The following is a 24,966-nucleotide window of genomic DNA, read 5'->3' as shown; positions in this document are numbered from 1 at the left end:
ATTTCCCGATCGTCGGCGCGGTGCGGCCTTCGATAGGTCACGCCGCCTGCTTCGTACTGGCTGAAGGAGCGAGACTCACTGCGGTACGGCTCACTGAACCCGGATGCATATTGGTAGGAGCCGTTGACTATCGGTATCGTGCGCGACGCGCTCCGCGGCCCTGTTAAAGTTTTTGCATGGTCGCGCTCCTACGCAAAATTTTCTTGTGTTCGTTGTTTCTCACGGTCGCATATCACGGTTATGCGAACGCAGTCGTTACGTGCCAGACGATGCAGGTCGAGCCAGGCGCGGATGGCGGTGATTGCCCCGAAATGAAAGGTAAGGCTGCCGCAACCGAAGACGACTGTTGCTGCCGGGGCGAACAGCTTTGTTGTTCAAGCGCGGTCGTTCCCTACGCGCCCATTCCCTCCCTCCCGTTACTGAGCGCGCCATCGATCCCTCCGGACCAATGGCGCCCGTTGCAGTCCCAGTTTTCCAGCTACATCCCTCCAGTTCTTGATCCACCCCCTCGTGCCTGACCCGGGAGGGAATTTCGCCACCTGAGCCGTAACCGGTCTGGTCTGCGTCTCGCTCCAACCGAACACAATTTCGACCGACAACGCTGCAAGTTCACCGCTCCGTATGCGTGGATTCGCCGGCGTTCGCCTGAACGATTTATTTATTGGGGTAGAACATGAAACGAATACCTGCTTCACTCAAGCAGCCGCTTCTGGCCGCACTAATTTTTTCGCTTGCTCTTACGGCTCGGGCCGACATCATCGTCTTCACCGACGAATCCCTGTTCTTGACCGCTTTGTCCGGATCCGTCGTCGACAGCTTTGATGACCTCGTACCAGAGGAACTTGGAACGCCGCTGACGCGGCTGGCCGGCGCCTACCGGTACCAGGTTTCTACCGGCCCCGGCGATGGCGGATTTTTTCCTGTTCTGAATGGCAGCGACGTCTATCTGGCCCCGACCCTTGCCGCTGACGTGGTCACGTTCAGCGGCTTTGGCCCTGGCGTTTTTGGTTTCGGCGGCAGCTTCTTCGCCACCGATGCCTACGGCGGATACATCCCGGACAGGTCGATCGAACTGACAGCAATGAACGGCACCGATATCGCGACTTACACCCTGACTGGATCGTCCCCATCCTCTTTCCTTGGGTTCCTGTCGTCGAGCCGGCTCACGGAGATCGCGATGCGAACCACGAACGAGCAAGGGAACGTCTACTGGGCAACTGCGAACAATGTTGTCGTGGCCGTTCCCGAACCATCTACCTACGCCATGTTCGGCGCCGGTATTGCCGTGCTCGCCGCCAGACGCCGGCGACACGCTTCCCGTACTTGAATCGAAACCCCGTTGTCATTCATACCATTCAAGGAGCAAAACATGAAAACCGCAATCAAGAAGATGAACTCTCGTTCTGTCGTGGCAGTGTCCCGCGCTTGTGCGCGTGGCGCTGTATTGGGCTTGGGCTTGCTTGCCGCCACTGTCGGCGTGGCGCATGCAGACGGTCCGGGACGAGGCAGTACCGCGCAGTTCGAAAAAAATTACCTGGTCTTCATTATCAACCATCATTATTCGGCGCTGCGCATGACCGAACTCGCCGCTGGTACCGATCCAATGCGTGACGCTCAAGTCGTTGCGCCGCAAGAGGGCACATCGCCAACGCCAGGGTTCGGCGCAACGCCACCCAAAGCGAGCGATGACGAAATCAGGTCGATGGCGCGGATGGCAAACCGTGAACAACGTGAGGAAATCGGTCGTGCTCAGCGCTTTCTGCGCGAATGGTATGGGATTCAATATCAGCCCCAACTTACCCCGGATGGGCGCCGAATGATTGCAATGCTCGAGGGGACGGCCGCCGGGGCCCAGTTCAACCAGGTTTTCCTGCGATCCTTCAGTAATCACCACCTGAGTGCACTGGCACCGAGCTTGCACTGCACGGTCAAGAGCGACCTTAGCCACGACGGGCTCCGCCGGTACTGCGAGAACATTGTCATCGTTCAGAAGAACGGTATCAACGATATGCGGGAGATGCTCTGCAAGAACTTTTCTGACTGCGGATTTATCCCGCTGACGGGCGACAAGCGTAAGGACAACGAGTTTTAAGCACAAAGCCAGGCTGGGATCCCGACGAGGGGTGCCGGCCTGCTTGATTCCTGGTTTCCTGTTCGTCATCGTGCGATCGGCGATCGGCGATCGCCCTGTGCGTGAACGTGTCGATACAATATATCGAGTGCCTGCCAAAAACCGGCATCGAGCCTTTTGGGAGCAGCAAAGGTGATAGCTCGACAATACCTTGGTCGAGACAATCAACAAGCTCTGCAAGGCTGAATCGATCCACCGCTGTGCTCCCTGGAACACCCGTGAGTCTGTCGAGCTGGCTAGTCGGAAAGGGTTTCGTGGTCTGACAGGCCGCTGAACCGATTAGATTTTCACCATTGTTTAGTACAACCTAAACTGAGCATCCCTGAAATGGATGCGTTACACATTTTCGCAGTTTAAGGTTGGCATAATTGACAACGACAGTAGACGGCCCTAGACTGCCCGTGACCATGAGACTTCCTCGCACATACAGACTGATTGCCGCAACAGTGGTGCTGTTCAGCATACTGTTCATGCAGCTTGCTGTGTCGGCATATGCATGCCCCGTGCTGAAGCCGGGGCATGACGCTCAGTCGACCTCGTCTGTGCATGTGACGCAAGCCGAAATGGTCGCATGCGAGGACATGGATATGGAACAGCCCAGCCTGTGCCATGCTTCCCACCAGACTGACAAGCAATCGCTCGACAAGCCTGCGACGCCACCCCCAATGCCCTTCGTGGCCGTCGGGTACGGGCTTCCGGTAAGCCTGAACACCTTGACCTTCCAGCCGCCCCGTGGCGCGCCTGTTCCCTCCTTCCTCGCCTACGCGACGGCGCCGCCGATAGCCGTTCGCAACTGCTGCTACCGCATTTGATTTTCCAGTTTGCTTGACTCCTCATCGCTGCACTCCTGTTGCCGGCGGTGTTACTCAATGCATTCTGGAGGTTTCATGTCGTCCCCACGTTTCATTGCGCCGCGCATGGCGCATCGTTCGGCCGCCCGGTCTTTTCGCGTAGTCTTACTTGTTGTATCGATTGTCACGGGCAATGGTGTGTTTGCCGCCGAGACGCCGTTGACCCTGGCCGAAGCCCAGCGGCACGCGGTCGAGCGATCGCGCATGCTGGCAGCCAAAGACTACGCTGCCCAGTCCTCACGGGAAATGTCGGTCGTAGCTGGCCAGCTCCCCGATCCGGTGCTGAAGCTCGGTATCGATAACCTTCCAATCAATGGACAAGACCGCTTCAGCTTGACGCAAGACTTCATGACGATGCGTCGCGTTGGTGTGATGCAAGAGCTGACGCGATCCGACAAACGTCGGCTGCGTGCCGAACGATTTGAGCGCGAAGCAGAAAAATCGATTGCGGAAAAGGCGGCTACGACCGCGGCAATCGAACGCGAGACCGCGCTGGCCTGGCTGGACCGTTTCTACGCCGAAGCCATGTTGACCGCACTTGCAGAACAGATCGATCAGGCGAAGCTGGAAATTCAAGCGGCGGAGTCAGCTTATCGGGGCGGTCGCGGTAGCCAGGCTGACATCTTCAGTTCACGCAGCGCACTGGCGGGGTTGGAAGACAAGGCAAGCGATATCAATCGCCGCATCGGCAACGCCAAAATCGCACTGGCACGGTGGATCGGCGACGCGGCGCAACAGCCGTTGGGCGACAAGCCGGCGGTCGATACCATCCGCCTAGACGAGGCCACACTCGACACCCAGCTTAACCATCACCCGGAACTTGCAGTGCTGGCCAGGCAGGAAGACATTGCAGTCAGTGAAGCGAATCTTGCAAGGGCCAACAAGAAAGCGGACTGGAGCGTCGAGGTCGCAGTACAAAAACGCGGCCCAGGCTATTCGGACATGCTGTCGGTCGGCCTTTCGGTGCCCCTGCAGTGGGACCAGAAAAACCGCCAGGACCGCGAACTGTCTTCGAAGCTGGCCCAGGTCGAACAGGCGAAGGCCGAGCGCGAAGATACCTTGCGTGCCCATGTTGCGGAAGTGCGTGCCATGTTGAACGAGTGGCATACGAACAGGCAGCGACAAACCCGCTATGAGGAAGAACTGACTCCTCTGGCCAACTCACGAACAACAGCCATCGCTGCCGCCTACCGGGGCGGAAAGGCCGCGCTGGCCGACATCCTCGCTGCCCGGCGCAGCGAAATCGACGTACGCCTGCAGGCTTTACAGCTCGCGCAGGAAACCGACCGCCTGTGGGCGCAACTGAATTTTCTCTTTCCCCGAAATGGCGGCTCCGCGCATTAAAACGCCGGGCGGACAAGGATTTTAAATGGATACTAAAAAGCTGACGATTGCCCTGCTCGTGGCAATTGCCGTGGGTGCTGGCGGCTACGGCCTGTACAAGTTCGGCATGCATCGAGGGATGGGTATGGCAAACGCCCCACAAGCGGCCACTACCCAGGGAACAAGTGTGAACCAGGCGCAGGGACGCAAGGTGTTGTACTGGCATGACCCGATGGTTCCAGGCCAGAAATTCGATAAACCGGGCAAGTCGCCCTTCATGGACATGGAACTGGTGCCCGTGTACGCGGACGAGGCTGGCGACGAGGGCAAGATCAGCATCAGTCCTCGAGTCGAACAGAACCTTGGCGTACGTACCGCCGAAGTCACGAAGAACAGGCTCGCCTCCAGCGTGGAAGCCGTCGGCAACGTGGCCTACAACGAGCGTGACGTCGCCGTGGTACAGGCGCGCAGTAACGGCTATGTCGAACGGCTCTTCGTGCGTGCAGCGCTCGACCCGGTAAAAAAGGGACAGCCTCTCGCGGCACTGTATGTGCCCGACTGGGTCGCGGCGCAGGAAGAATACCTGACTGTGCGCCAGATGAGAGGCCCCGGCACGGATGAACTGGTGGAAGGGGCGCGGCAGCGTATGCGTTTGGCGGGCATGACGGATGCGCAGATCCTTAGTGTCGAGTCCAGCGGCAAGGTGCAGGCCCGCTTGACCGTCAGCTCGCCGATCAATGGCGTCGTCGGAGAACTGACTGTCCGTGAAGGGATGACGATCGCATCGGGTGCGCCCATGTTCCGGATCAATGGGCTCGGCACTGTCTGGGTCAACGCCGAGCTGCCCGAAGCTGCGTCGGCGGCGGTACGTCCAGGCGCCCGGGTGGAAGCCCGCACACCTGCGCTGCCTGGCACGCTATTGCAAGGCAAGGTCAGCGCTATCCTGCCCGAAGTCGAAGCTGCAACGCGCACGCTGAAGGCACGTGTCGAACTGGCCAATCCTGGACAGCGACTGGTGCCAGGCATGTTCGCGACCGTGACTTTCACACCAGCGGCTAGCGCGGAGACCTTGACGGTGCCGACGGAAGCAGTGATCCAGACCGGTACGCGCAGTGTCGTCATGCTTGAACAAGGCCAGGGCAAATTCATGCCCGTCGATGTACAGATCGGCCGTGAGAGCAACGGCCAGACCGAAATCCTCAAAGGTCTTGACGTCGGGCAAAAAGTTGTTGTTTCGGGCCAATTCCTGATCGATTCCGAAGCCAGCCTGCGAGGCACCACGAACCGGCTGAGCGGGCCTGCGCCAGCGGGCGACGCCAAGCCAAGCTCTGGGCCGACGACGCATCGTGCCCACGGCAAGGTGGAAAATATCAACAAGGATGAAATCACGTTTTCTCACGATCCGATCCCAAGCATGAAGTGGCCGGCGATGACAATGGGGTTCAAGGTCCCGGCAGGAGGTGTACCGAAAAATCTGGCGGTCGGCGACACGGTGGACTTCGCGTTCCAACAGACCAAGGACGGAGCGTTCCAGATCACCAGCATTTCCCCTGCCGGCCCGTCGATGCAGGGCATGAGCGGAATGGGAGACACCAGGAAATGATCGCCAAACTTATTCGCTGGTCGATCCTCAATCGCTTCCTGGTCCTGCTTGCCACAGTCGGGATCACGGCCTGGGGCATCTACGCGCTGCAGCGTACTCCGCTCGACGCACTCCCCGACTTGTCCGACGTGCAGGTGATCATCCGCACCTCCTATCCGGGCCAGGCGCCGCAAATTGTCGAGAACCAGGTCACCTATCCGCTGACGACGACGATGCTGTCCGTACCTGGCGCGAAAACGGTGCGCGGCTATTCCTTCTTTGGCGACTCCTTCGTCTACATCCTGTTCGAGGATGGGACCGACCCCTACTGGGCGCGTTCGCGCGTGCTGGAATATTTGAATCAGGTGCAGTCGCGCCTGCCGCCACAGGCGAAAACCGCACTCGGTCCGGACGCCAGTGGCGTTGGCTGGGTGTACGAGTACGCCCTGGTCGACCGCAGCGGCAAGATGGACCTGTCGCAGCTGCGCGCGTTCCAGGACTGGTTCCTCAAGTACGAGCTCAAGACGGTGCCGAATGTGTCGGAAGTCGCAAGCCTGGGCGGCATGGTTCGTCAATACCAGATCGTTCTCGATCCCGACAAGCTGCGGGCCTACAACATCTCGCATAACGTCATCATTGATGCCGTGCAAAAGGCCAACCAGGAGGCCGGCGGCTCGGTGCTCGAGCTGGGCGAAGCCGAATACATGGTGCGTGCGAGCGGTTACCTGCAATCGCTGGATGACTTCCGCAAGATTCCACTGACAACCTCGGCGGCGGGTGTTTCCGTCCGGCTGGGTGACGTCGCGCGCATCCAACTGGGGCCGGAAATGCGGCGCGGCATTTCCGAACTGAACGGGGAGGGCGAAGTGGCCGGCGGCGTCATCGTCATGCGCTCCGGGAAAAATGCGCTGGAAACCATCGATGCGGTGAAAGCCAAACTGGCGGACCTCAAGCCGAGCTTGCCGCCCGGCGTGGAGATCGTGCCGACCTATGACCGCTCGCACCTGATCCAGCGGGCTGTCGACAACCTGCGAGACAAACTGGTCGAAGAATTCATCGTCGTCGGGCTGGTCTGCGCGATCTTCCTGTTCCATCTGCGCTCCGCGCTGGTCGCAATTGTGACACTGCCGATCGGTATCCTGATCGCCTTTATCGTCATGCATTACCAGGGCGTGAACGCCAACATCATGTCGCTCGGCGGTATCGCGATCGCGGTAGGCGCGATGGTCGACGCCGCCGTGGTCATGATCGAGAACGCACACAAGCATATCGAGGCGTGGAATCACAGTCATCCCGGAGCAAAACTTGAGGGAGAAGCCCGCTGGCGGGTCATCGGAGACGCAGCCGCCGAAGTTGGCCCGGCACTGTTCTTTTCGCTGCTGATCATCGTGCTGTCGTTCATTCCGGTGTTCACGCTGGAGGCGCAGGAAGGACGGCTGTTCTCCCCACTTGCCTTCACGAAGACCTATTCCATGGCAGCGGCCGCGGGCCTCGCCGTGACCTTGATCCCGGTCCTGATGGGCTACCTCATCCGTGGACGGATTCCTGATGAACAGAAGAACCCGCTGAATCGCTTCCTGATCGCTGTCTACCGGCCCTTGCTCGATGGCGTGCTGCGCTTTCCAAAGGCGACCCTGGTCGCTGCCGCCGTGATCGCCGTCATCACCGTCTGGCCGATGACGCGGCTCGGTGGCGAATTCATGCCGCCTCTCGACGAAGGCGACCTCCTGTACATGCCGTCGGCGCTGCCAGGGCTTTCGGTGGGCAAGGTGTCGCAGCTGTTGCAGCAGACGGACCGCCTGATCAAGACGGTACCGGAAGTGCAAAGCGTCTTCGGCAAGGCTGGGCGGGCCGAGACGGCCACCGATCCTGCACCACTCGAGATGTTCGAGACCACGATCCAGTTCAAGCCTCGGGATCAATGGCGGCCGGGAATGACCACGGATAAGCTGGTCGAGGAACTGGACCGCGTGGTGAAAGTGCCAGGGCTTTCCAACATCTGGGTGCCGCCGATCCGAAACCGCATCGACATGCTGGCCACCGGCATCAAGAGTCCGGTCGGTGTCAAGGTGGCCGGTACAAGCCTGCAGGAGATCGACCGCGTTGCCGCGGAAATTGAACGGATCGTCAAGACGGTCCCAGGCGTGTCTTCGGCACTTGCCGAACGCCTCAACGGCGGACGTTATATCGACGTCAATATCAACCGTGACCAGGCAGCCCGCTACGGCTTGAATATCGCCGATGTGCAGAGTGTCGTATCCGCGGCGATTGGAGGCGACAACATCGGCGAGACTGTCGAAGGCCTGCAGCGCTTCCCGATCAATGTCCGCTATCCGCGCGAAATCCGGGATTCGGTCGAAAACCTCCGCCAGTTACCGGTCCTGACGCCGCGCGGCGCTCAGATTCGCCTGGGAGATGTAGCGGCGATCCGCATCAATGACGGCCCACCCATGCTCAGAAGCGAAAATGCACGGCTATCCGGCTGGGTGTACGTCGACATCCGGGGGCGCGACATGAACTCGGTGGTGCGGGACATGCAGCAGGCTGTCGCCAAGGAGGTCAAGCTGCAGCCTGGCTACTCGATTTCCTGGTCGGGTCAGTTCGAATACCTGGAACGCGCCAGCGCGAAGCTCAAGGTTGTCGTACCAGCGACGCTACTGGTGATCTTCGTCCTCCTGTACCTGACATTCAAGCGCTTTGACGAAGCCGTCCTGATCATGGCCACCTTGCCGTTCGCACTGGCCGGCGGGATCTGGCTGCTCTGGATCCTCGGGCATCACCTTTCGGTCGCCAGCGCGGTCGGCTTCATTGCGCTTGCCGGCGTGGCGGCCGAGTTCGGGGTGATTATGCTGCTCTACCTGAAGCATGCCTGGGAAGCCCGCCTGGCTGCCGGGAGGTCATCCGAAGCTGATTTGCTGGATGCCATTCGGGAAGGGGCGGTACAGCGCGTGAGGCCGAAGGCCATGACTGTGGCGGTGATCATCGCAGGCTTGGTACCCATCATGATCGCGTCTGGTACCGGCTCGGAGATCATGCAACGTATCGCCGCGCCGATGGTTGGCGGCATGTTGTCGGCGCCATTGCTGTCGATGTTTGTGGTTCCGGCTGTCTACCAGTTGATGCGCCGTCGCGAATTAAGAAAAGAAAACGCCGCGGAACCCGCGCACCAGGAGGCCCGTTATGAAACCACATGAGGTACCACTGCACGGTGGTTCAAGGGCAGCTCTATCGGCAGTGCCGGAGCGCAGGAGATCAACGCTCTGTCGCAGCCAGGTTGTGCCGAGTTCAATTTTCGCAGTCGTTCAAGGAGTCAATCATGAAGAAATTTCTTGTCACCGTAGTCAGCGCGATGTCATTCGCTGCCACTCTGCCGGCGTTCGCTGGTCCCGATTGGCAAATCATCGAGCACGGACGCAAAGTCAAGGCAGAGCGCATGCGGCAGGAACAAGCTCGGCGCGCCCAGGAAAACCCGAAACAGTCGGGTAGCAAAACCGGCAAGGAACAAATGATGAAGGAGTGCATAGAAATGATGAACAAGTCAAAAGAGCAGCCTGAGCATTAACGAACTCGTCACCTAATCTTGTCGCAACAACGTGTCGCTCCATCGGGAACGCACGACTTTATTTATTAATGTAAGGAGAAATCTCATGAAACGCATTGCCCAACTGACCTTTATTTCTGCCCTGTCTATCTCAGGGGCCACGTTCGCCCAGTCGGGCGATATGAAGGGTATGGAGATGAAAAATGGTTGCATGGACATGAACGATATGAAAGGCATGGACATGAAGGATATGAAAAACATGAACATGCAGGAATGTAAGAACATGATGAAGGAACACACTGCCGACAGCAAAGCTCAGGGCGCGCACAAGCAAGGCACTGTGCACAAGACATCAGCCGTGGTTAAGGCGGTGGATCCGGCTAACGGCAAGGTGACACTTGATCATGACCAGGTAAAGACCCTAAATTGGCCTGCAATGACAATGACTTTCGGCGTCAAGGAGAAGTCCTTGCTCGACAAGCTTGCAGTCGGCAAGAAAGTGGACGTTGAATTCACCCAGCAAGGATCGAACTACGTCGTTTCAGCCGTCAAATAAAGAGGCATACGGGTTTTCAGCACGTGCACTATTCGTCAGCGCAGTGACAAACCGGGTTGCGACGCCTGCGGGCCTGCAGGCGTGCCGGCGTCGCTGTGCTGATGCTGAATGGGCTGTGGCGATTCACTGTCTTAACTGCAATGCTGCCCTCAAAAGACGGGTGCAAGAAAAACCGAGAGGCGCATTCACGGCAGCCATCGCACGTTGCGCGTTAGCCTGCAGGTGTGTTCCTGGTACCAAGAGGACTATTTGCGGGCTTTTACCAGATTAAACCCAAAGCCGAGTCCAGCTGCCAGCAGCAACACCAGCTGTGCCCCATAGGTCTGCATCGTCGGATAAAGCCCGATGACGGGCATGCGCGGTCCGGTCGTCGGAGTGGCCGTCAGCCACCCGGCTTCCTGCAGCCCGGCGATTCCTTTTCCGACCAGGACGACTGCCAGGGCGGCCACCAATACCGAACTGAACGAGAAGAACTTACCGATTGGCATGCGGGCACTGGTGCGCAGGAAGACGGCAGCGATTACCGCCAGCAGGACAAGGCCCGTAGCGAAGCCGCCTAGCAGTGCGGGGCCGTTACCGTCGGCCGCAAGTGCGGAATAGAACAGGACGGTTTCGAAGACTTCCCGGTAGACGGAAATGAAGGCAAGGGCGAACAAGGCCCACGCCGAGCGTTTCTCCATCGCTGCCGTGAGGTGCTGCTTCAGGTAAGCCTGCCACTGTCCAGCCTGGCCCTTCTGGTGCATCCAGAGGCCGACCGACAGCAGCACCGCCGCTGCGAAAAGCGAGGACAGGCCTTCGGTGACTTCGCGGCTCGCGCCGCTGATGCTGACGACGTAGGTGGCGACCAGCCACGTCAGTACGCCAGCTGCCAGTGCGGAGGTCCAGCCGGCATGCACATAACGCAGCGCCTGGGGCCGCTCGGCCTTGCGCAGGAAGGCAACCATCGCGATCACGATCAACAGGGCTTCAACGCCTTCGCGCAGGAGGATGGTCAAGGCGCCCACGAATGCCGTCGTGGCGTCGGTCCGGTCTGGGCCAGTGACAGACTCGACACGTACGAAGTATTCGTCGAGCTGCCCGGCGTACCCGGATGCCCGTTCGACGTCGCCCTTTGCAACCGCGCCCCGGTATAGTTGCATCGTCCGTTCCACATCGACGAGCAATTGGCGGTTGGTCGCGTCGAGGGTCGCTTCGAGCGGTTCAAAGCCGTCCAGGTACGCCGACAAGGCGAGCTTCGTGGCATTAACGCCCTGGCCGTTCTTTAATGCATTCAAGCTGTCCTGCAGCAGCTTGCGCGCCAGGGCGATGCCCGTGCGTTCCTGCTGCTCCCTGATGATTTCCGGGTGGGCGCGCGCATATGCCATGGCCGCGCGTGCGGTCGCCGGCGGCAATCGTTTTGCCAGTTCTTCTTCAGTTGTCGTCACAAGCGCGCTAATGTCCGGCAGTGCCGAATACAGGGCTTTATCCCGTTCAAACGCAGTCTCACCGGCTTTGATATCCGGTTCCGCGAAGGACAGTCGTCCGACATGAAACGCCAGCGACCAGCGGTCGTGCTCGGACAGGTTGGTAAAGGCGGGCATCGACGTTCCGTGAACGCCTTGGCTGATCACCTGATACAGGGCCATGAGTGAACGGGAACGGGCCCGTTCCTGATCGGTGAACGCGATTGGCTTGGGTTCGAGCCGGCTTGCAATCGGGCCATCACCCGCGCCGCCAACCCCGTGGCATGCAGCGCATTGCGCCTGGTAGAGGGTGGCGCCACGGGACAAGTCTGGCATGCTGCGCGGCGCAACAGGGAACGGGTACGCCTGAAGAAGTAGCCGTTTCGCGTCACGCGCGAGTTCGCCGACACGTTGCGGTGTGTCCTTTTTTTCGACCGCCTGCTTCAGGCGTGTGGCGGCCGTGCTCAACTCCGCCTGCAAAGGATGCGCCGGCAGTGCCGACACCTGGCTTTGCGCGCGCACGGTAAACTCCTTCATTTCTCCGTACTCGACCGCGCTGACGACCGATCCGTGCTGGACCGCGCCCGGGTAGTCAACCGCGACATAATCGAGCAACTGCCAAAGCTGCCGGGCTTCAGTTTCCGAAGACTTGGTATCTGCGTGCGCAGCGCCGATCGCGCAGCCAAAGAACAATGCGAGGGAAGCGAACCAACGCCAGACAGAGGAATTCATATGGAGACACTTGTGTTCGTATTGGGTGAGCCTGGCATTTAACACCCTGTAGCTGCTTCAGGGTCAAGTCTTTCCGCTATATTTTTTGGGCTGATGCTCATCGCTCAGGGCGAAGTCAGCCGATCGACGGGGCAGGTGGAAGAGGTGCGCATGGGTCAGCGCCGAGCGCCTGCAGGATTTTGCAGGTGCTCGTGCTGTCGGTGGCGAGGCACTGGCTCCTGAGTTCCCGGAGCTGTGCTTCCAATGCCGACAATGCGGAAATACGTTCGACTACATGCCCGATGTGTTTATCGAGCAAGGCATTAACGCCGATGCAGTTCCGTTCCGGATGGGCGCGAAAATCCAGCAGCATCCGGATCTCATCGAGCGTCATGTCCAAGGCACGGCAGTGCCGAATGAACAGCAGAAGTTCAGCGTGACTCTCGGTATAGGCGCGATAGTTGTTTGGCAAGCGTTCTGGCGGAGGAAGCAAGCCGCTATGCTCGTAATAGCGGATCGTTTCGACCGGGCAGGCTGAGCGCTTGGCAAGTTCGCCAATTTTCATGTAGCGGTTCCGATATGTTAATTTAGTGCTTGACCCTGTATCTACTTCAGGGTGTTCAATACGTGACTATACACAGTTTCCCAAGGAGTCGACATGTCGGAATGCCAGACCAAATCGTGTTGCGCGCAAACGGAGCCAGCCGCATTGGTAAATGACTTGTCTTCAGCCCATACCCGCTCGCTGGTCATTCGCATCGACCAAATGGATTGTCCGACCGAAGAGGGGCTACTGCGCCAGGCACTGGGGCGTCTGCCCGGGGTCGGAGAACTTTCATTCAATCTTGTACAGCGCAGGCTGCAGGTCGCGCACAGTCTCGCCGACCCCGAGTCCATTCTGGCAGCGGTACGTGCGGTTGGCATGGATCCCGTGGTCGAAAGCGCTTCTGACACCGGCGCGGCGCTTCCCGGCACCGTGTTCCGGATCGAGAACATGGATTGTCCTACGGAAGAATCTCTCATCCGCGGGAAGCTGTCGACCATGCCCCAAGTCGAACAGCTCGAATTCAATCTTGTCCAGCGCCGCCTGAGCGTCAGGCACACCGGGCCGGTGGCGGGCATCCAGGACGCGCTTGCCTCGATCGGCATGCAAGCCGTTGTCATCACTGCCGGGCAGGAAAGCGCCACGACGGCAGCTCCCGCTTCCCGGAAGCGACAGCAGGCGATGCTCGCGTTTGGACTGGCTGCGGCGGTAGGTGCAGAGATCGTCGCGTGGACGACAGGCGATGAGAACTGGTGGCCAGTCATCCTGCTGTCGGTACTTGCACTCGCGATGACGGGCCTGGGCGTCTACAAAAAAGGCTGGATCGCGCTCAAGAACCGCAACCTCAACATCAATGCCCTGATGTCGATCGCGGTCACCGGCTCCGTGCTGATCGGTCAGTGGCCCGAGGCGGCAATGGTCATGGTCCTGTTCGCGGTAGCCGAGGTGATCGAGGCGCGTTCGCTCGACCGGGCGAGAAACGCGATCCAGGGCCTTGTGGGTTTGACGCCGGACAGGCTCAGCATTCGCCAGGAGGACGGCAGCTGGGCCGAACAGGAAGCGGCCGGCGTCCAAATCGGTGCACTGGCACGCGTCGCACCGGGCGAAAGAATTGCCCTTGACGGAGAAGTTACGTCCGGCCAGTCCTCGATCAACCAGGCACCGATCACGGGCGAGAGCATGCCGGTACCCAAAATCGTCGGGGACAAGGTATTCGCCGGCACGATCAACGAGACCGGATCCTTTGAATACCGTGTCACCGCCGGGCACAGCAACTCGACGCTGTCGCGCATCATCCGGGCGGTCGAGGAGGCGCAGGGTAGTCGCGCGCCTACCCAACGCTTCGTCGACCGCTTTTCGAGCATCTATACGCCGGCCGTGTTCGCCATTGCACTGGCCGTGGCCTTTGTTCCGCCACTGTTAATAGGCGCCGAATGGATGCCGTGGATTTACAAGGCGCTCGTACTACTGGTGATCGCCTGCCCCTGTGCGCTGGTAATCTCCACCCCGGTCACGGTCGTCAGCGGCCTGGCCGCCGCGGCGCGAGCCGGCATCCTCATCAAAGGTGGCGTTTACCTGGAGCAGGGCGGCAAATTGCGCTCCCTCGCGCTGGACAAAACTGGCACGATCACCCAGGGCAAGCCAGTAGTGACCGACGTCCTGCCCCTGCAAGGCGATGCGCAAGTCAACCTGCAGCTCGCGGCAGCGCTTGCGGACCGCTCAGACCATCCGGTATCGACCGCGGTCAGCCGCCATTGGCAAGCTTCAGACCTCAAGCTCGCGCTCGCGTCGGTAAACGAATTCGAGGCGCTGGCTGGACGAGGCACCAAAGGGCAGATCGGCGGCAAATGGTACTACCTGGGTAATCACCGACTAGTGGAAGAGCTCGGCATTTGCAGCGCGGAGACGGAAGCAGTCCTGTCCAGGCTGGAGGGTGAAGGCAAGACGGCGGTTGTCCTGTGCGACGCCACGGCCCCGCTGCTTGTCATCGGCGTGGCCGATACGATCCGTGAAACCAGCCGCGAAGCGATCGCCCAGCTGCATCAGCTGGGAATTCGAACCATCATGCTGACCGGCGACAATGCGGTGACAGCCGCGGCGATCGCACGGCAGGTCGGCATCGACGACGCGCGCGGCAACCTCCTACCCGAGGATAAGCTCGCCGCCATTAATGACGAAATTGCCCGATTCGGCACCGTCGGCATGGTAGGCGACGGCATCAACGATGCGCCGGCGCTCGTGAAGGCCGATATTGGATTTGCGATGGGTGCGGCGGGTACCGATACCGCCATTGAAACCGCTGACGTCGCGCTCATGGATGACGACCTGCGCAAGGTTGCGCAGTTCATCCGCTTGAGCAGAAAGACGGCAGCCATCCTTAAGCAAAATATTCTCGCCGCCCTGCTGATCAAGGCAGTGTTCCTGGTCCTGGCCATCACCGGCTCGGCCACCTTATGGATGGCCGTGTTCGCAGACATGGGAGCGAGCCTGCTCGTGGTCTTCAACGGGCTGCGGCTGCTTAAGGCGGGAGACGCCCGCAACCGGGGCTAGCATTCCTGGGCAGGTCTGGAGCGCGTCCACAGCGCGCTTTCAATCTGCCCAAGCTTTTGCCTCTTAGCCGCAGCAAGGACGCTCAAGCTGAATGGGAGGGCATTTCACCGTGCCATATGAGCAAAAGACACAACAGTCGCCAGGCTTCGGCCGCAACACGGCGGCGCAAGTTTCGCATTTATAGAAAAACTGGCATGCGTCAGTGGGCATGGTTTCTTGCTTGCTTCCTTCGCAGTGCGGGCAAGTCAGGACCGATTCAAGTATTGCGCCAGTCATCGCGTCACTTCCTGACAGTCGACGGAAAGCCTGCATCCGTCGTTGCTTTGGTCAACATCGAGGCATTGGCTTTGTCGGTATCCATGTGCACGGTGGCCGTCTTCTGCTCTAAATCGACTTTCACGTCACTCACCCCGGCAACTTGCTCGAGCGCCTTCTTGACGGTGATCGGGCACGTGGCACAGGTCATGTTCTGCACGTTTAACGTGAGCTTTTCTGGCGTGCCGGCCAAGGCCGACCCAGCCAGCAGGAGAGCAGCAATCAATATGGAACCACGCATCAGGTAATCCTTTCAATAAAAGATTGGGGCGTAAAGGGGCATTGTCAGCAATAGCATTACAGGAACAGCGACGAGCCAGAACATGATGCGCTGATTCCTGACGACACGGCCGGTGGCACAGGCTTCATCAGGGGCGCAAGCGCGTCGACGCAGGTACAAATTGTAGAAAGCAGCGCCCAGAAACAGCACTGTCAGCGCGGTGAAATAAGGGCTATAAGGTTCGAAGGCGATCAAGCGAGACGCCCAGCCGCCGCCGACACCCAGCAACAGGAGGAGGAGCGGACCGGCGCAACATGCCGAGGCGCCAAGCGCCGCCAACACTCCTGCGACGAGCGATCCCTTTGTTCCAAATGCCATGCCTGCTCCAATTCTGTTGTGCGAAACAGGATAAACTCCGTACACAACTACGGAGTCAAGTGCATGCCTGAGAAAATGACGATCAGTCGCCTGGCCGGTGCCGCGGGCGTGAATGTGGAGACGGTCCGGTTCTATCAGCGAAGTGGCTTGATTGAGGAGCCGGCGCGGCCGTGTAGTGGCTACCGTACCTATGGGGCAGAGGACGTACGCCGGATTCGATTCATCAAGCGGGCACAGCTTCTTGGCTTTACGCTCGATGAAGTTGCGAACTTGCTCAAGCTGGAGGGGGCACAGACCTGTGTCGAAACGCGCGGCCTGGCGGTCAAAAAGCTTGCCATGGTAGAGGAAAAATTGAGCGATCTACTTGCGATGAAAACAGCGCTCGCTTCAATGGTGGCTCGCTGCGACAGCGAGCATTCCCGCGCACGCTGTCCGATAATCCAGGCACTGATCGATGACGCATCTGTCCTGCATTTTCAGCAATGATCGGACACTGGCACGCCCTTTATTCCATCGTTGAATCGATGTAGCGCGGTTTGCTATTTGGGCGGCGAGTAGTTTTCTAGTACGTGAGCTCGTTCGACCAGTTCAATCAGGATATGGATGAACTTGATATGCAGTGCCTGCACCGGGTTCGCATACCGTCCTGCGCTCATAGGTAAAACTCTCCGAGACCGGTTTGCTGCTCCGAGACTCTGTGATCCCACAGTTTCTTCTCGCGCTTGCACGTCACGCGCGCCAGGCCAAGGCGCTTGCCCGCGGCGAGCGCGGTGCTGCGCAACTCGGCAAAGCAATGTCGATGCTCACTACCGAGGTGCCACGACGATTTCGGCGCCCTGCACTTGCTGCATTGTCATCTCGACCAGGCCCGGGGCTTAGTCGGCATTCCTTCCACTTTGCCCGGTGTCTTGACGGCCGTTTCCTCAGCATCTTCCGACTCTCCCAGTGCGGCAGGAGCGTCCTTCTTCCGGAAGACGAAGGCGAGCCCAAGGACAACCGATGGGAGCAGTGCCTGGTACCTGCGTACCATAACGGTCGACCGGGTTGTCGCTTTTCAATTCCGCCTCGGTGCGTTGGCATACGGACGATATCCAGTATCGGCATTATTCTGGAATTTCCCAGGAACGAGAGGTCATATGGAACAATCGGAACGAGTGCGGCTTGAATTGCCGTTGATCCTGCCCGAAGTGGATGATGCGCACGATCCTTGCATCGACCGGCTCGTCGGCCTGCTGACAGGCCGTCCGGGAGTGGAACGTGTTCATATAAAGAAACAAGAGGGATCGCCGCCCCTGCTGTGCCTGCACTATGACCCGTCCCTCATCACAGTGGCGCGGCTCCGTGAACTAGTCAGTGCTGTCGGTGCGCAGCTTACCGAAAAGTTCGCCCACTACGTCGGCTGCGCGCCTGCGCCGCTCCACTCGCGCAGCGCGCGGCTCTTTTCGCAGCGTTTGCGGCAGGTCCCAGGCGTGCTGGAGGCCGAGGTATCTGCCTCTGGCAGGATTCGTATCGAATACGAGCGCGCCACCGTGGCGCGAACGCGGCTGGAAGAGCTGGTCGGCGCCCTTGGTACGGAACTGACCGACACGGGCGCGGAAATGGAACGCGCTCACGATCACGGCCGCGGATCCAAAAGCGGGGTCGAGCATATAGGCGATCGAGAGCACGATCACGGTCACGCCGGTCACGACCACGCGCATGGGCAAAAGGGTGCGCATGCGGGGCACAAACATGCGCACGATGACAAGGGCGGTCACGCAGGACACACGCATGCGCATGGCGGCGTGTTCGGCGAACATACCGAACTCATTTTTGCCCTCATCGCCGGCGTCTGCGTGCTGGCTGGCTGGCTGCTCGATCGCGCCGATGCCGGTCCCGACTGGCTGCCGCAGGCTTTGTATGTTAACGCCTACTTCTTTGGAGGCTACTTTACCGTCAAGGAAGCGCTCGAGAACCTGCTCGCGCGTCGCTTCGAAATCGATACGCTGATGCTGGTCGCCGCCGCCGGCGCGGCCGCATTGGGAAACTGGGCGGAAGGCGGATTATTACTATTCCTTTTCAGCCTCGGTCACTCGCTGGAACATTTTGCGATGGGGCGCGCGCGGCAAGCAATTGAGGCTCTTGCCAAGCTGGCTCCGGAAACGGCAGTGCGCAAGCGTGGCGAGGAGCTGGAAGAGGTTCCCGTGGCTTCTCTCGCACCAGGCGACGTCGTGCTGGTAAAGCCGAATGAACGCTTGCCCGCCGACGGCGTCGTCGTCAAAGGTACATCCAGCGTCAACCAGGCGCCGGTGACCGGCGAGAGTATCCCGGTCGACAAGTCGCCGGTCCAGGATGGGGCTAGCGCGATTACCGCGTTCGACCGAGTCGATGCAGCCAACCGCGTATTCGCCGGCACCATCAACGGCGCCGGCGCGATGGAAGTCATGGTTGCGCGCCTGGCGTCGCAGTCGACCATGGCCCGCGTCGTGCAGATGGTGGCGGAAGCCGAGGCACAGCGTTCGCCCACCCAGCAATTCACCGACAAGTTCGAACGGGTGTTCGTCCCGGTCATCCTTGCGCTCGTGGGATTGCTAATGCTCGCCTTCCTGGTGATCGACGAGCCGTTTTCGGCCAGCTTCTACCGCGCGATGGCGGTGCTGGTAGCCGCGAGCCCGTGTGCACTGGCGATCTCGGTGCCGAGTGCCGTGCTGTCGGGCGTGGCACGGGCTGGGCGCAGCGGCGTGCTGGTAAAAGGGGGCGGCCCGCTGGAAAACCTCGGCAGCCTCAATTCGATTGCCTTCGACAAGACCGGCACCTTGACCGAAGGGCGGCCGAAGCTGACGGACGTGATCGCGGCGAGTGGTGCAAACGAGGACGAATTGCTGGCCTTGGTCGTGGCGGTCGAGTCGCATAGCGACCACCCGCTGGCATCGGCGCTCGTCAAGGGCGGGCGTGACCGGCTCAAATCCGTCACTGTTGCGGTCCGTGCCGACGATGTGCGTGGCCTCACCGCCCGCGGTGTCCAGGCAACGGTCGATGGCGAGACTGTCTATATTGCCAAGCCCGTACTGTTCAGCGAGCTGGACGGCATGCTGCTGCCACCCGAATTAGCCGCTGCCAACGAGAAGCTGGTGCAGTCGGGGCGCACCACGATGATCGTCAGGAAGGGCTCGCGCTTCCTGGGGGTCATCGGCGTCATGGACACGCCGCGTGCGGCGGCGCCCGGCGTGATGGCGCAATTGCGGGAGCTTGGCATCGAACGCCTGGTGATGATCTCGGGCTGACAATCAGCAGGTGGCGGATGCCGTCGCGCGCACGGTGGGCCTGACCGAAGCCAAGGGCGACCTGATGCCAGAACAGAAAGTCGAGGCAATCAAGGCTTTGCGCGAACGCCACGGCAAGGTCGCCATGGTCGGCGACGGCGTCAACGATGCGCCCGCGATGGCGAACGCGACCGTCGGCATTGCGATGGGCGCGGCCGGCTCGGACGTCGCACTCGAGGCCGCCGATGTTGCATTGATGAGCGACGATCTCAGCCAACTGCCGTTCGCGGTCGGCCTGTCGCGTCGCACCAGGCGCGTGATCAAGCAGAATTTGTGGGTAAGCCTGGGCGTGGTCGCCGTCCTGATTCCGGCGACGATCTTCGGCCTGAATATCGGCACTGCCGTCCTGTTCCATGAAGGCTCTACTATTCTGGTGGTGATTAATGCCTTACGCCTGCTCGCCTACCCGGACGTGGTGAGTCAAACCGTCGACACAACCGTAGCGGCAGGTTTGGACGAGAGCCCAGTTCAATCCAAGGATCTCCGTCACACCGGCTCGAAGGAGGCATCATTGTGACAGCCACCTTGTCGAAAGTGATGATGTATGCGGCGCTCCCTGCCGTCGCCACCCTGGCCGGCGCTATGCTCGCGCTCATCAAGCAACCTGGCGCCGGCTTGCGCAGCGCGGTTCAACATTTTGCCGCGGGTACGGTCTTCAGCGTCCTGGCTGTCGAGTTGTTGCCGGACCTGATGCATCGGCGCCTGCCTTGGCCCACCTTAATCGGATTCTCGCTCGGCGTCGCCTTCATGCTTGGATTGAAATGGTGGAGCGAGAGAGGCGGAGACGCCGAGGAAGGTCGCGATCCGCGCGCGCTGCTCACCGCGATGGGCGTCGACGTTGTCCTCGACGGCGCATTGATCGGGCTATCGTTCGCGGCGGGAGAGAAGCAAGGCCTGCTGCTAACGATTGGCTTGGTACTAGAACTGTTTTTTCTTGGCGCCTCATGCGCGACTTCATTGCGTACGGTCGGCCAGACATCGATCAGGATCGGCGTTACTGCCGGGATCCTCGGTATCGGGCTGCTGGCAGGGGCCGGGGCCGGCGCCGTCATACTCAACAGCGTGACCCCGGTGTTTATCGACGCTTTACTGGCGTTCGGCGTGGCCGCATTGCTTTATTTGGTCACCGAGGAGTTATTGGTGGAAGCTCACGAAGGCAAGGAAACACCGGGCCAGACGGCAATGTTCTTCCTCGGGTTCATCCTGCTCTTTATGATCGATATGTTTATATGAGCTAAAGGCGAGAGCCAAATAAAGCAATTGTCCTGCCGCGCGGTGCCTTTGAATCGCCGGCGTGAGCATCTGTGAAGTGTTGTCGCATCAAGGAAAAAAAACGATGATCAAAATTGCTGAGCGTTTGAAGATTGGAAACGATGCTCCGTTAGTGGTGTTCGGGGGAATTAATGTACTCGAATCGTTGGACCTAGCGCTCCGTACCTGCGAAGAATTCGTCCGGGTGACTGACAAGTTGGGTATTCCCTACGTGTTCAAGGCCAGCTTCGACAAAGCGAACCGATCATCGATACATTCGTTCCGCGGCCCTGGACTTGAGGCCGGTATGCGTATGTTGGAGAAAGTCAAAACGACCTTTGGGGTCCCGCTTCTCACGGATATTCACGAACCGGCGCAGGCTGCCGTCGTCGCAGAAACCGTCGACGTGCTGCAGTTGCCTGCGTTTCTAGCGAGGCAGACCGACATCGTTATTGCGCTGGCAAAAACGGGGCGGGTTATCAATATCAAGAAGCCTCAGTTTCTCAGTCCAACCCAGACGGCCCATATTGTCGAAAAATTCAAGGAAGCCGGCAACGATCAGGTCATGTTGTGCGACCGCGGCACCTGCTTCGGATACGACAACCTCGTCGTCGACATGCTCGGTTTCGGTGTCATGAAGAAGGCCTGCCCCGGCATACCACTTGTTTTCGACGTAACCCATGCACTGCAGCAGCGTGACCCGATGAGTTCGACCTCTGGAGGGAGGCGTGGGCAAATCGTGGAGTTAGCCCGTGCTGGTGTCGCCGTGGGCCTCGGCGGAATTTTCCTGGAAGCCCACCCCGATCCGGATTCCGCAAAATGCGATGGGCCCAGCGCCTTGCCCCTCGACGTCCTCGAAGCATTTCTTTCGCAACTGAAGGCAATGGACGACCTAATAAAGTCCTTGCAACCAATTGAAATCGCGTAGATCGATAGTGATACTTTCATCCCATTCGGATTTTGGAGAATTTGATGGCAACAAAAAAACGTGCGCAAGTCCCCGCTCCGTCGCCAGACGATCCCAAGCGTCCTGAGAGCGAAACCGACGTCGAGACGACGCGCGGCATGAACGTCGATGCCGATGTCGAGCGCGTCGATAGCGATGCATCTCCCGTGATCGACAGCGTCGAAGATTCCGAGGGCTCGGCAAACCGCGTCGATATCGAAAGCGGGGGCGAAACGGATGCGGGCGATGTCGAGCGGGGACCGGCGTGATCGGAAGGGTTTGCAATTCCATGCCGAATCAACCGGGCCACCATACTGCGGGACAAAGGGCGGTTTCGTCAGCGCATCCCGCGACTGCACCAGTACCGGGGGGCGCGGCTTCGCGCGCAAGCCAGCCCGTGGTCCAGTCCACGCCTCCCCATGCATGAAGATCAGTGCCGTCACCTTTCGCCGATTGGGAAGGAGAGATCCGCGGCCGTTTGGCTGCGATGCAGTGCACGCGCAGTCATCGCTCCGGGATAAAATCGAGCAAATTGATTTTTGGCGTGCAAGATGATTCGCCTGTATTTGCTCTATTTCTTGACGTTCCTCGCAGAGATGGTCGGAGGGGTCATACCCATTTTCTGGCTGCATCATCGGGTTACGGCAATCTTTCTCCTTCCAGCGGCCGTCGCCGGATCGATATTCTTTTACCTGCTCCACCGGCATGCGGCACCCCGCCAAAAGGTATATACCGTTTACGCCGCTCTCTATCTGGCGGCAGTCATGTTGTACTTTCTCTTGGGCGAACAAGTCTCACATCCCCGGATATTCACCAGTCGCCATATCTAGGATATGCGGTTGCGACGCTGGTTCCCATCCTGCCATATACGCTTGCATCCACCCGGTTCCGATCCGCGTTTTAGGTAGCAGACCGCTCCGGCTAAATGTAACGGTGACGGCTTTGCTTTCGTGAACACAATCGAGCACAAAACGACGATGACAACTTGAGCCGCAAGAAACGAAAACCGCTTTTACCTTCTTTAGGCGATGAGGCAACTTGCAATTCCGCGCGTAATTATTAGGTGTAGGTCTAACCTTGTGAACGCGTGAGAATCACTCTGTTTTTGAACCCGCTAAGGAGGACCATATGCAAACTACGACGAGTCACGAGAACAACCTGCAGGCCTGTATCGAGGCATGTGAAGAAGCCATCCATGCCGCCCAAGCATGTGCTGCGGCCGACATTCGCGAGGGTGGGGGGGCCAATTGTGCATTGATCAATCTCGATTGCGCCGATATTTGCAGCGCAACCATGAATGCGTTGGCTCGCGGATCGGAGCATCACGGCGACTTCTGTACGCTCTGTGCGCATATTTGCAGGGCCTGCGCAGCGGCATGTGCACCGCATGCTGACAAGCATGCACATTGCGCCGCATGTAAAGCAGCGTGCGAAGCCTGTGCAGCTGCATGCGACAAACATGCCCGTGAGCGTGATATGTAAGAAGCCAGGCGCTATGCACTTTGAGCCGGTGCATACACGGAAACCCGGACCAACCCGGTCGATGCCTATCGGAAGAAACCGATCGTGGTCGCCCGGGTTCCCAGGCACGGAAACGATGGTCTGGGACATGCGCCCACAACCCCTGGCTCACGCTGCGACATTGGTTCCGGCTTACCCCTTTGGCGGATAGTTCGCCGGTTGCAGACTACGTTCCACTAGCTCGATCAAAATATGGATGACCTTGATATGCAGTTCCTGAACCCGGTCAGCATATCGTCCTGCGCTCGTGCAGATGGTTACGTCGACAAATTGCTCGAGCTGCGATCCCGGCCGTCCAGTCAATCCAACGACCTTCATTCCTTTTGCGCGGGCGGCCTGCGCGCCAAGAAGAACCGATGGGCTGCTACCGCTTGTGCTGATCGCGAAAAGAATGTCGCCGGCAGCACCGTTGCCCTCAACAAAACGAGCAAACACCTGCTCGTATCCATAATCGTTGGCGACACAACTGATATAGCTTGGGTCGCTGATCGCCACCGCCGCCATGGCGGGGCGGTTTTCGCGAAACCTTCCTGACAGTTCTTCAGCCAAGTGCATCGCGTCGCACATCGAGCCACCATTTCCGCAAGAGATGACCCGTCGGCCATTGCCAAGTGCATCAATCAAGAGGGCCGCGCCCGCCTCGATATTGCCGAGCTGGGCACTATCGTTAATGAGGCTGTCAAGCGCAGAGCGTGCTTCGATCAGATTGTTCCGAATATGGTCGATCATTGCTTTTCTCCTTCGTGTTCTTCGTGTCCGGAATGCTCGGCGTGATCGATGTGGTCGGCGTGCTCTTTATTGTCAGCCGGGACAAAGCGATGCTCCTCCAGTGCTTCCTCGCAGGGGCTCGTTTCGATCTGGATGGTGCAGTGGTGGATGTCGTACTTCTCCGCGACGAGCTGGCGGATGGTCGTTAAGAGGGCTTGCGGATCGGTGACATCCTCACGCTGCACGACGTGTACTGTCAGGCTGGATTTTCCACTCGTAATCGACCAGACATGCAGGTCGTGCACACTGGCTACACCCGGCACGGCCGCAATCACCTCCTTGACCTCGCCGATGCCAAGTCCTTCAGGCGCGCCTTCAAGCAGCACATTCATGCTTGCCTTGAGCAGGGTCCAGGTGCGTGGCAAGACCCACAGCCCGATACCTACGGCGATAGCCGAATCAACCCAACCCCAGCCGGTGTATCGAATCACAAGGGCGCCAATAATGACACCGATCGAGCCCAGCATATCGCTCCACACTTCGAGGTAGGCGCCCTTGATGTTCAGGCTACTGTCTTTGCCACTCGACAGCAACCTCATACTGATGAGGTTCACGACGAGTCCAAAGGCGGCCACGTAGAGCATTGTTCCTGACTCGATTTCGGGCGGATTATTTAGACGTTGGTAGGCTTCGTACAGGATATAAATCGCCACTAAAAAAAGCAGTATGGCGTTGAAGGCAGCCGCGAGAATCTCGAAGCGGTAGTAGCCAAATGTGCGCGAGGTGTCTGCCGGCCGCCTACCAATGCGAATCGCGGCAAGTGAGATTGCCAGTGCCGCGGTGTCGGTAAACATATGCGCCGCATCGGAGATCAGTGCGAGGCTGTTGGTGAGGATGCCCCCGACGATTTCGGCGATGAGAAACGCCGTTGTAAGAATGAGCGCGATCCAGAGCGGGCGCTCGCTCTGGCCAGGCTGTGCTGCATGCGAATGTCCTGAACCCATCGTTTTTCCCTTACATGGTAATTATGGCGGTCCTGCCGGATACGAAAATGCATCCGTTCATGTGGCCTAGATGTGTGACTTTTTACTTGA

Annotated in this window: 23 protein-coding genes and 2 pseudogenes; 17 read left to right on the top strand and 8 right to left on the bottom strand. The window is 59.3% G+C overall.

Annotated elements, in window-relative coordinates; all coding sequences use genetic code 11:
* Positions 1-673 precede the first annotated feature (673 nt).
* From IFT60_RS17130 to IFT60_RS17095, 9 genes and pseudogenes are all read left to right on the top strand, one after another.
* Positions 674-1,327: a PEP-CTERM sorting domain-containing protein gene (locus tag IFT60_RS17130; protein ID WP_192053722.1), complete on the top strand. Its 654-nt coding sequence runs from the start codon at positions 674-676 to the stop codon at positions 1,325-1,327.
* A gap of 42 nt (positions 1,328-1,369) precedes the next feature.
* The gene (locus IFT60_RS17125; protein ID WP_192053719.1) at positions 1,370-2,092 is read left to right on the top strand and encodes a DUF305 domain-containing protein; all 723 of its coding nucleotides are present in this window, start codon (positions 1,370-1,372) and stop codon (positions 2,090-2,092) included.
* 107 nt (positions 2,093-2,199) lie between these two features.
* A pseudogene (locus tag IFT60_RS27090) lies at positions 2,200-2,372 on the top strand (IS3 family transposase); the annotation flags it as partial.
* Between the two features lie 160 nt (positions 2,373-2,532).
* A complete protein-coding gene (locus tag IFT60_RS26360; RefSeq protein WP_192088017.1) occupies positions 2,533-2,943 on the top strand; it encodes a hypothetical protein in 411 nt (136 codons plus the stop codon).
* 75 nt (positions 2,944-3,018) lie between these two features.
* Complete coding sequence (locus IFT60_RS17115; protein ID WP_229510949.1) at positions 3,019-4,326, top strand: TolC family protein; 1,308 nt, start codon at positions 3,019-3,021, stop codon at positions 4,324-4,326.
* A 25-nt stretch (positions 4,327-4,351) separates the two neighbouring features.
* Complete coding sequence (locus IFT60_RS17110; protein ID WP_192053715.1) at positions 4,352-5,908, top strand: efflux RND transporter periplasmic adaptor subunit; 1,557 nt, start codon at positions 4,352-4,354, stop codon at positions 5,906-5,908.
* Positions 5,905-9,081: an efflux RND transporter permease subunit gene (locus IFT60_RS17105; RefSeq protein ID WP_192053713.1), complete on the top strand. Its 3,177-nt coding sequence runs from the start codon at positions 5,905-5,907 to the stop codon at positions 9,079-9,081. The genes IFT60_RS17110 and IFT60_RS17105 overlap by 4 nt, the downstream gene beginning before the upstream one ends.
* 122 nt (positions 9,082-9,203) lie before the next feature.
* Entirely contained in the window at positions 9,204-9,449 is a 246-nt protein-coding gene (locus IFT60_RS17100) for a hypothetical protein (RefSeq protein ID WP_192053711.1), read from the top strand.
* A gap of 85 nt (positions 9,450-9,534) precedes the next feature.
* A complete protein-coding gene (locus tag IFT60_RS17095) occupies positions 9,535-9,984 on the top strand; it encodes a copper-binding protein (RefSeq protein WP_192053709.1) in 450 nt (149 codons plus the stop codon).
* A 245-nt stretch (positions 9,985-10,229) separates the two neighbouring features.
* Here the strand turns inward: IFT60_RS17095 and IFT60_RS17090 are convergent, their stop codons facing one another.
* On the bottom strand, positions 10,230-12,158 hold the full coding sequence (locus tag IFT60_RS17090) for a cytochrome c/FTR1 family iron permease (RefSeq protein WP_192053707.1): 1,929 nt from the start codon (positions 12,156-12,158) through the stop codon (positions 10,230-10,232).
* 115 nt (positions 12,159-12,273) lie between these two features.
* A complete protein-coding gene (cadR, locus tag IFT60_RS17085; RefSeq protein WP_192053705.1) occupies positions 12,274-12,702 on the bottom strand; it encodes a Cd(II)/Pb(II)-responsive transcriptional regulator in 429 nt (142 codons plus the stop codon).
* A 93-nt stretch (positions 12,703-12,795) separates the two neighbouring features.
* Between cadR and IFT60_RS17080 the strand changes: the two genes are divergently transcribed.
* Positions 12,796-15,231, top strand: coding sequence for a heavy metal translocating P-type ATPase (locus tag IFT60_RS17080; RefSeq protein WP_192053703.1), 2,436 nt, complete (start codon positions 12,796-12,798; stop codon positions 15,229-15,231).
* Between the two features lie 63 nt (positions 15,232-15,294).
* Here the strand turns inward: IFT60_RS17080 and IFT60_RS26610 are convergent, their stop codons facing one another.
* The 3 genes from IFT60_RS26610 to IFT60_RS17070 are packed head-to-tail and all read right to left on the bottom strand — an operon-like array spanning position 15,295 to position 16,144.
* Positions 15,295-15,507 carry a GDCCVxC domain-containing (seleno)protein gene (locus IFT60_RS26610; protein ID WP_229510947.1) on the bottom strand — a complete coding sequence of 71 codons (213 nt, stop codon included), beginning with the start codon at positions 15,505-15,507 and terminating at the stop codon, positions 15,295-15,297.
* Between the two features lie 4 nt (positions 15,508-15,511).
* Positions 15,512-15,787, bottom strand: a complete 276-nt coding sequence (locus IFT60_RS17075; RefSeq protein ID WP_192053701.1) for a heavy-metal-associated domain-containing protein — start codon at positions 15,785-15,787, stop codon at positions 15,512-15,514.
* Positions 15,788-15,799: 12 nt separating this feature from the next.
* Positions 15,800-16,144, bottom strand: a complete 345-nt coding sequence (locus IFT60_RS17070; RefSeq protein WP_192053699.1) for a mercuric transporter MerT family protein — start codon at positions 16,142-16,144, stop codon at positions 15,800-15,802.
* A gap of 63 nt (positions 16,145-16,207) precedes the next feature.
* Here IFT60_RS17070 and merR point away from each other — a divergent pair, with 63 nt between their 5' ends.
* Positions 16,208-16,630, top strand: a complete 423-nt coding sequence (gene merR / locus IFT60_RS17065; protein ID WP_192053697.1) for a mercury resistance transcriptional regulator MerR — start codon at positions 16,208-16,210, stop codon at positions 16,628-16,630.
* A 166-nt stretch (positions 16,631-16,796) separates the two neighbouring features.
* On the opposite strand, the gene IFT60_RS27200 is transcribed toward merR, so the two are convergent.
* Positions 16,797-16,925, bottom strand: a complete 129-nt coding sequence (locus IFT60_RS27200; RefSeq protein ID WP_524537867.1) for a hypothetical protein — start codon at positions 16,923-16,925, stop codon at positions 16,797-16,799.
* A 355-nt stretch (positions 16,926-17,280) separates the two neighbouring features.
* Between IFT60_RS27200 and IFT60_RS17060 the strand changes: the two are divergent.
* The 6 genes and pseudogenes from IFT60_RS17060 to IFT60_RS27195 all read left to right on the top strand — a co-directional run bounded on the left by IFT60_RS17060 (position 17,281) and on the right by IFT60_RS27195 (position 23,125).
* Positions 17,281-19,963, top strand: a pseudogene (locus tag IFT60_RS17060) (heavy metal translocating P-type ATPase).
* Positions 19,960-20,679, top strand: coding sequence for a ZIP family metal transporter (locus tag IFT60_RS17055; RefSeq protein WP_192053695.1), 720 nt, complete (start codon positions 19,960-19,962; stop codon positions 20,677-20,679). Before IFT60_RS17060 ends, IFT60_RS17055 begins: the two are co-directional and overlap by 4 nt.
* 103 nt (positions 20,680-20,782) lie before the next feature.
* On the top strand, positions 20,783-21,625 hold the full coding sequence (gene kdsA, locus IFT60_RS17050) for a 3-deoxy-8-phosphooctulonate synthase (protein WP_192053693.1): 843 nt from the start codon (positions 20,783-20,785) through the stop codon (positions 21,623-21,625).
* A gap of 44 nt (positions 21,626-21,669) precedes the next feature.
* Complete coding sequence (locus tag IFT60_RS17045; RefSeq protein ID WP_192053691.1) at positions 21,670-21,912, top strand: hypothetical protein; 243 nt, start codon at positions 21,670-21,672, stop codon at positions 21,910-21,912.
* A gap of 282 nt (positions 21,913-22,194) precedes the next feature.
* Positions 22,195-22,473, top strand: a complete 279-nt coding sequence (locus IFT60_RS27085) for a hypothetical protein (RefSeq protein ID WP_192053689.1) — start codon at positions 22,195-22,197, stop codon at positions 22,471-22,473.
* Between the two features lie 298 nt (positions 22,474-22,771).
* Positions 22,772-23,125 (top strand): four-helix bundle copper-binding protein, encoded by a 354-nt coding sequence (locus IFT60_RS27195; protein WP_192088014.1) that lies wholly within the window; start codon positions 22,772-22,774, stop codon positions 23,123-23,125.
* 171 nt (positions 23,126-23,296) lie between these two features.
* Here IFT60_RS27195 and IFT60_RS17035 read toward each other — a convergent pair whose 3' ends face one another.
* Together IFT60_RS17035 and IFT60_RS17030 are read right to left on the bottom strand one after the other, a co-directional pair.
* Positions 23,297-23,893: an SIS domain-containing protein gene (locus tag IFT60_RS17035; protein ID WP_192053686.1), complete on the bottom strand. Its 597-nt coding sequence runs from the start codon at positions 23,891-23,893 to the stop codon at positions 23,297-23,299.
* A complete protein-coding gene (locus IFT60_RS17030) occupies positions 23,890-24,876 on the bottom strand; it encodes a cation diffusion facilitator family transporter (RefSeq protein WP_192053684.1) in 987 nt (328 codons plus the stop codon). The genes IFT60_RS17035 and IFT60_RS17030 overlap by 4 nt, the downstream gene beginning before the upstream one ends.
* Between the last annotated feature and the right edge of the window lie 90 nt (positions 24,877-24,966).

Origin of the sequence: Massilia sp. CFBP 13721 (genome assembly GCF_014842025.1) — a bacterium.
In the GTDB taxonomy this organism is placed as follows: domain Bacteria; phylum Pseudomonadota; class Gammaproteobacteria; order Burkholderiales; family Burkholderiaceae_D; genus Telluria.
This window is presented reverse-complemented; position numbering and strand designations above follow the sequence as displayed.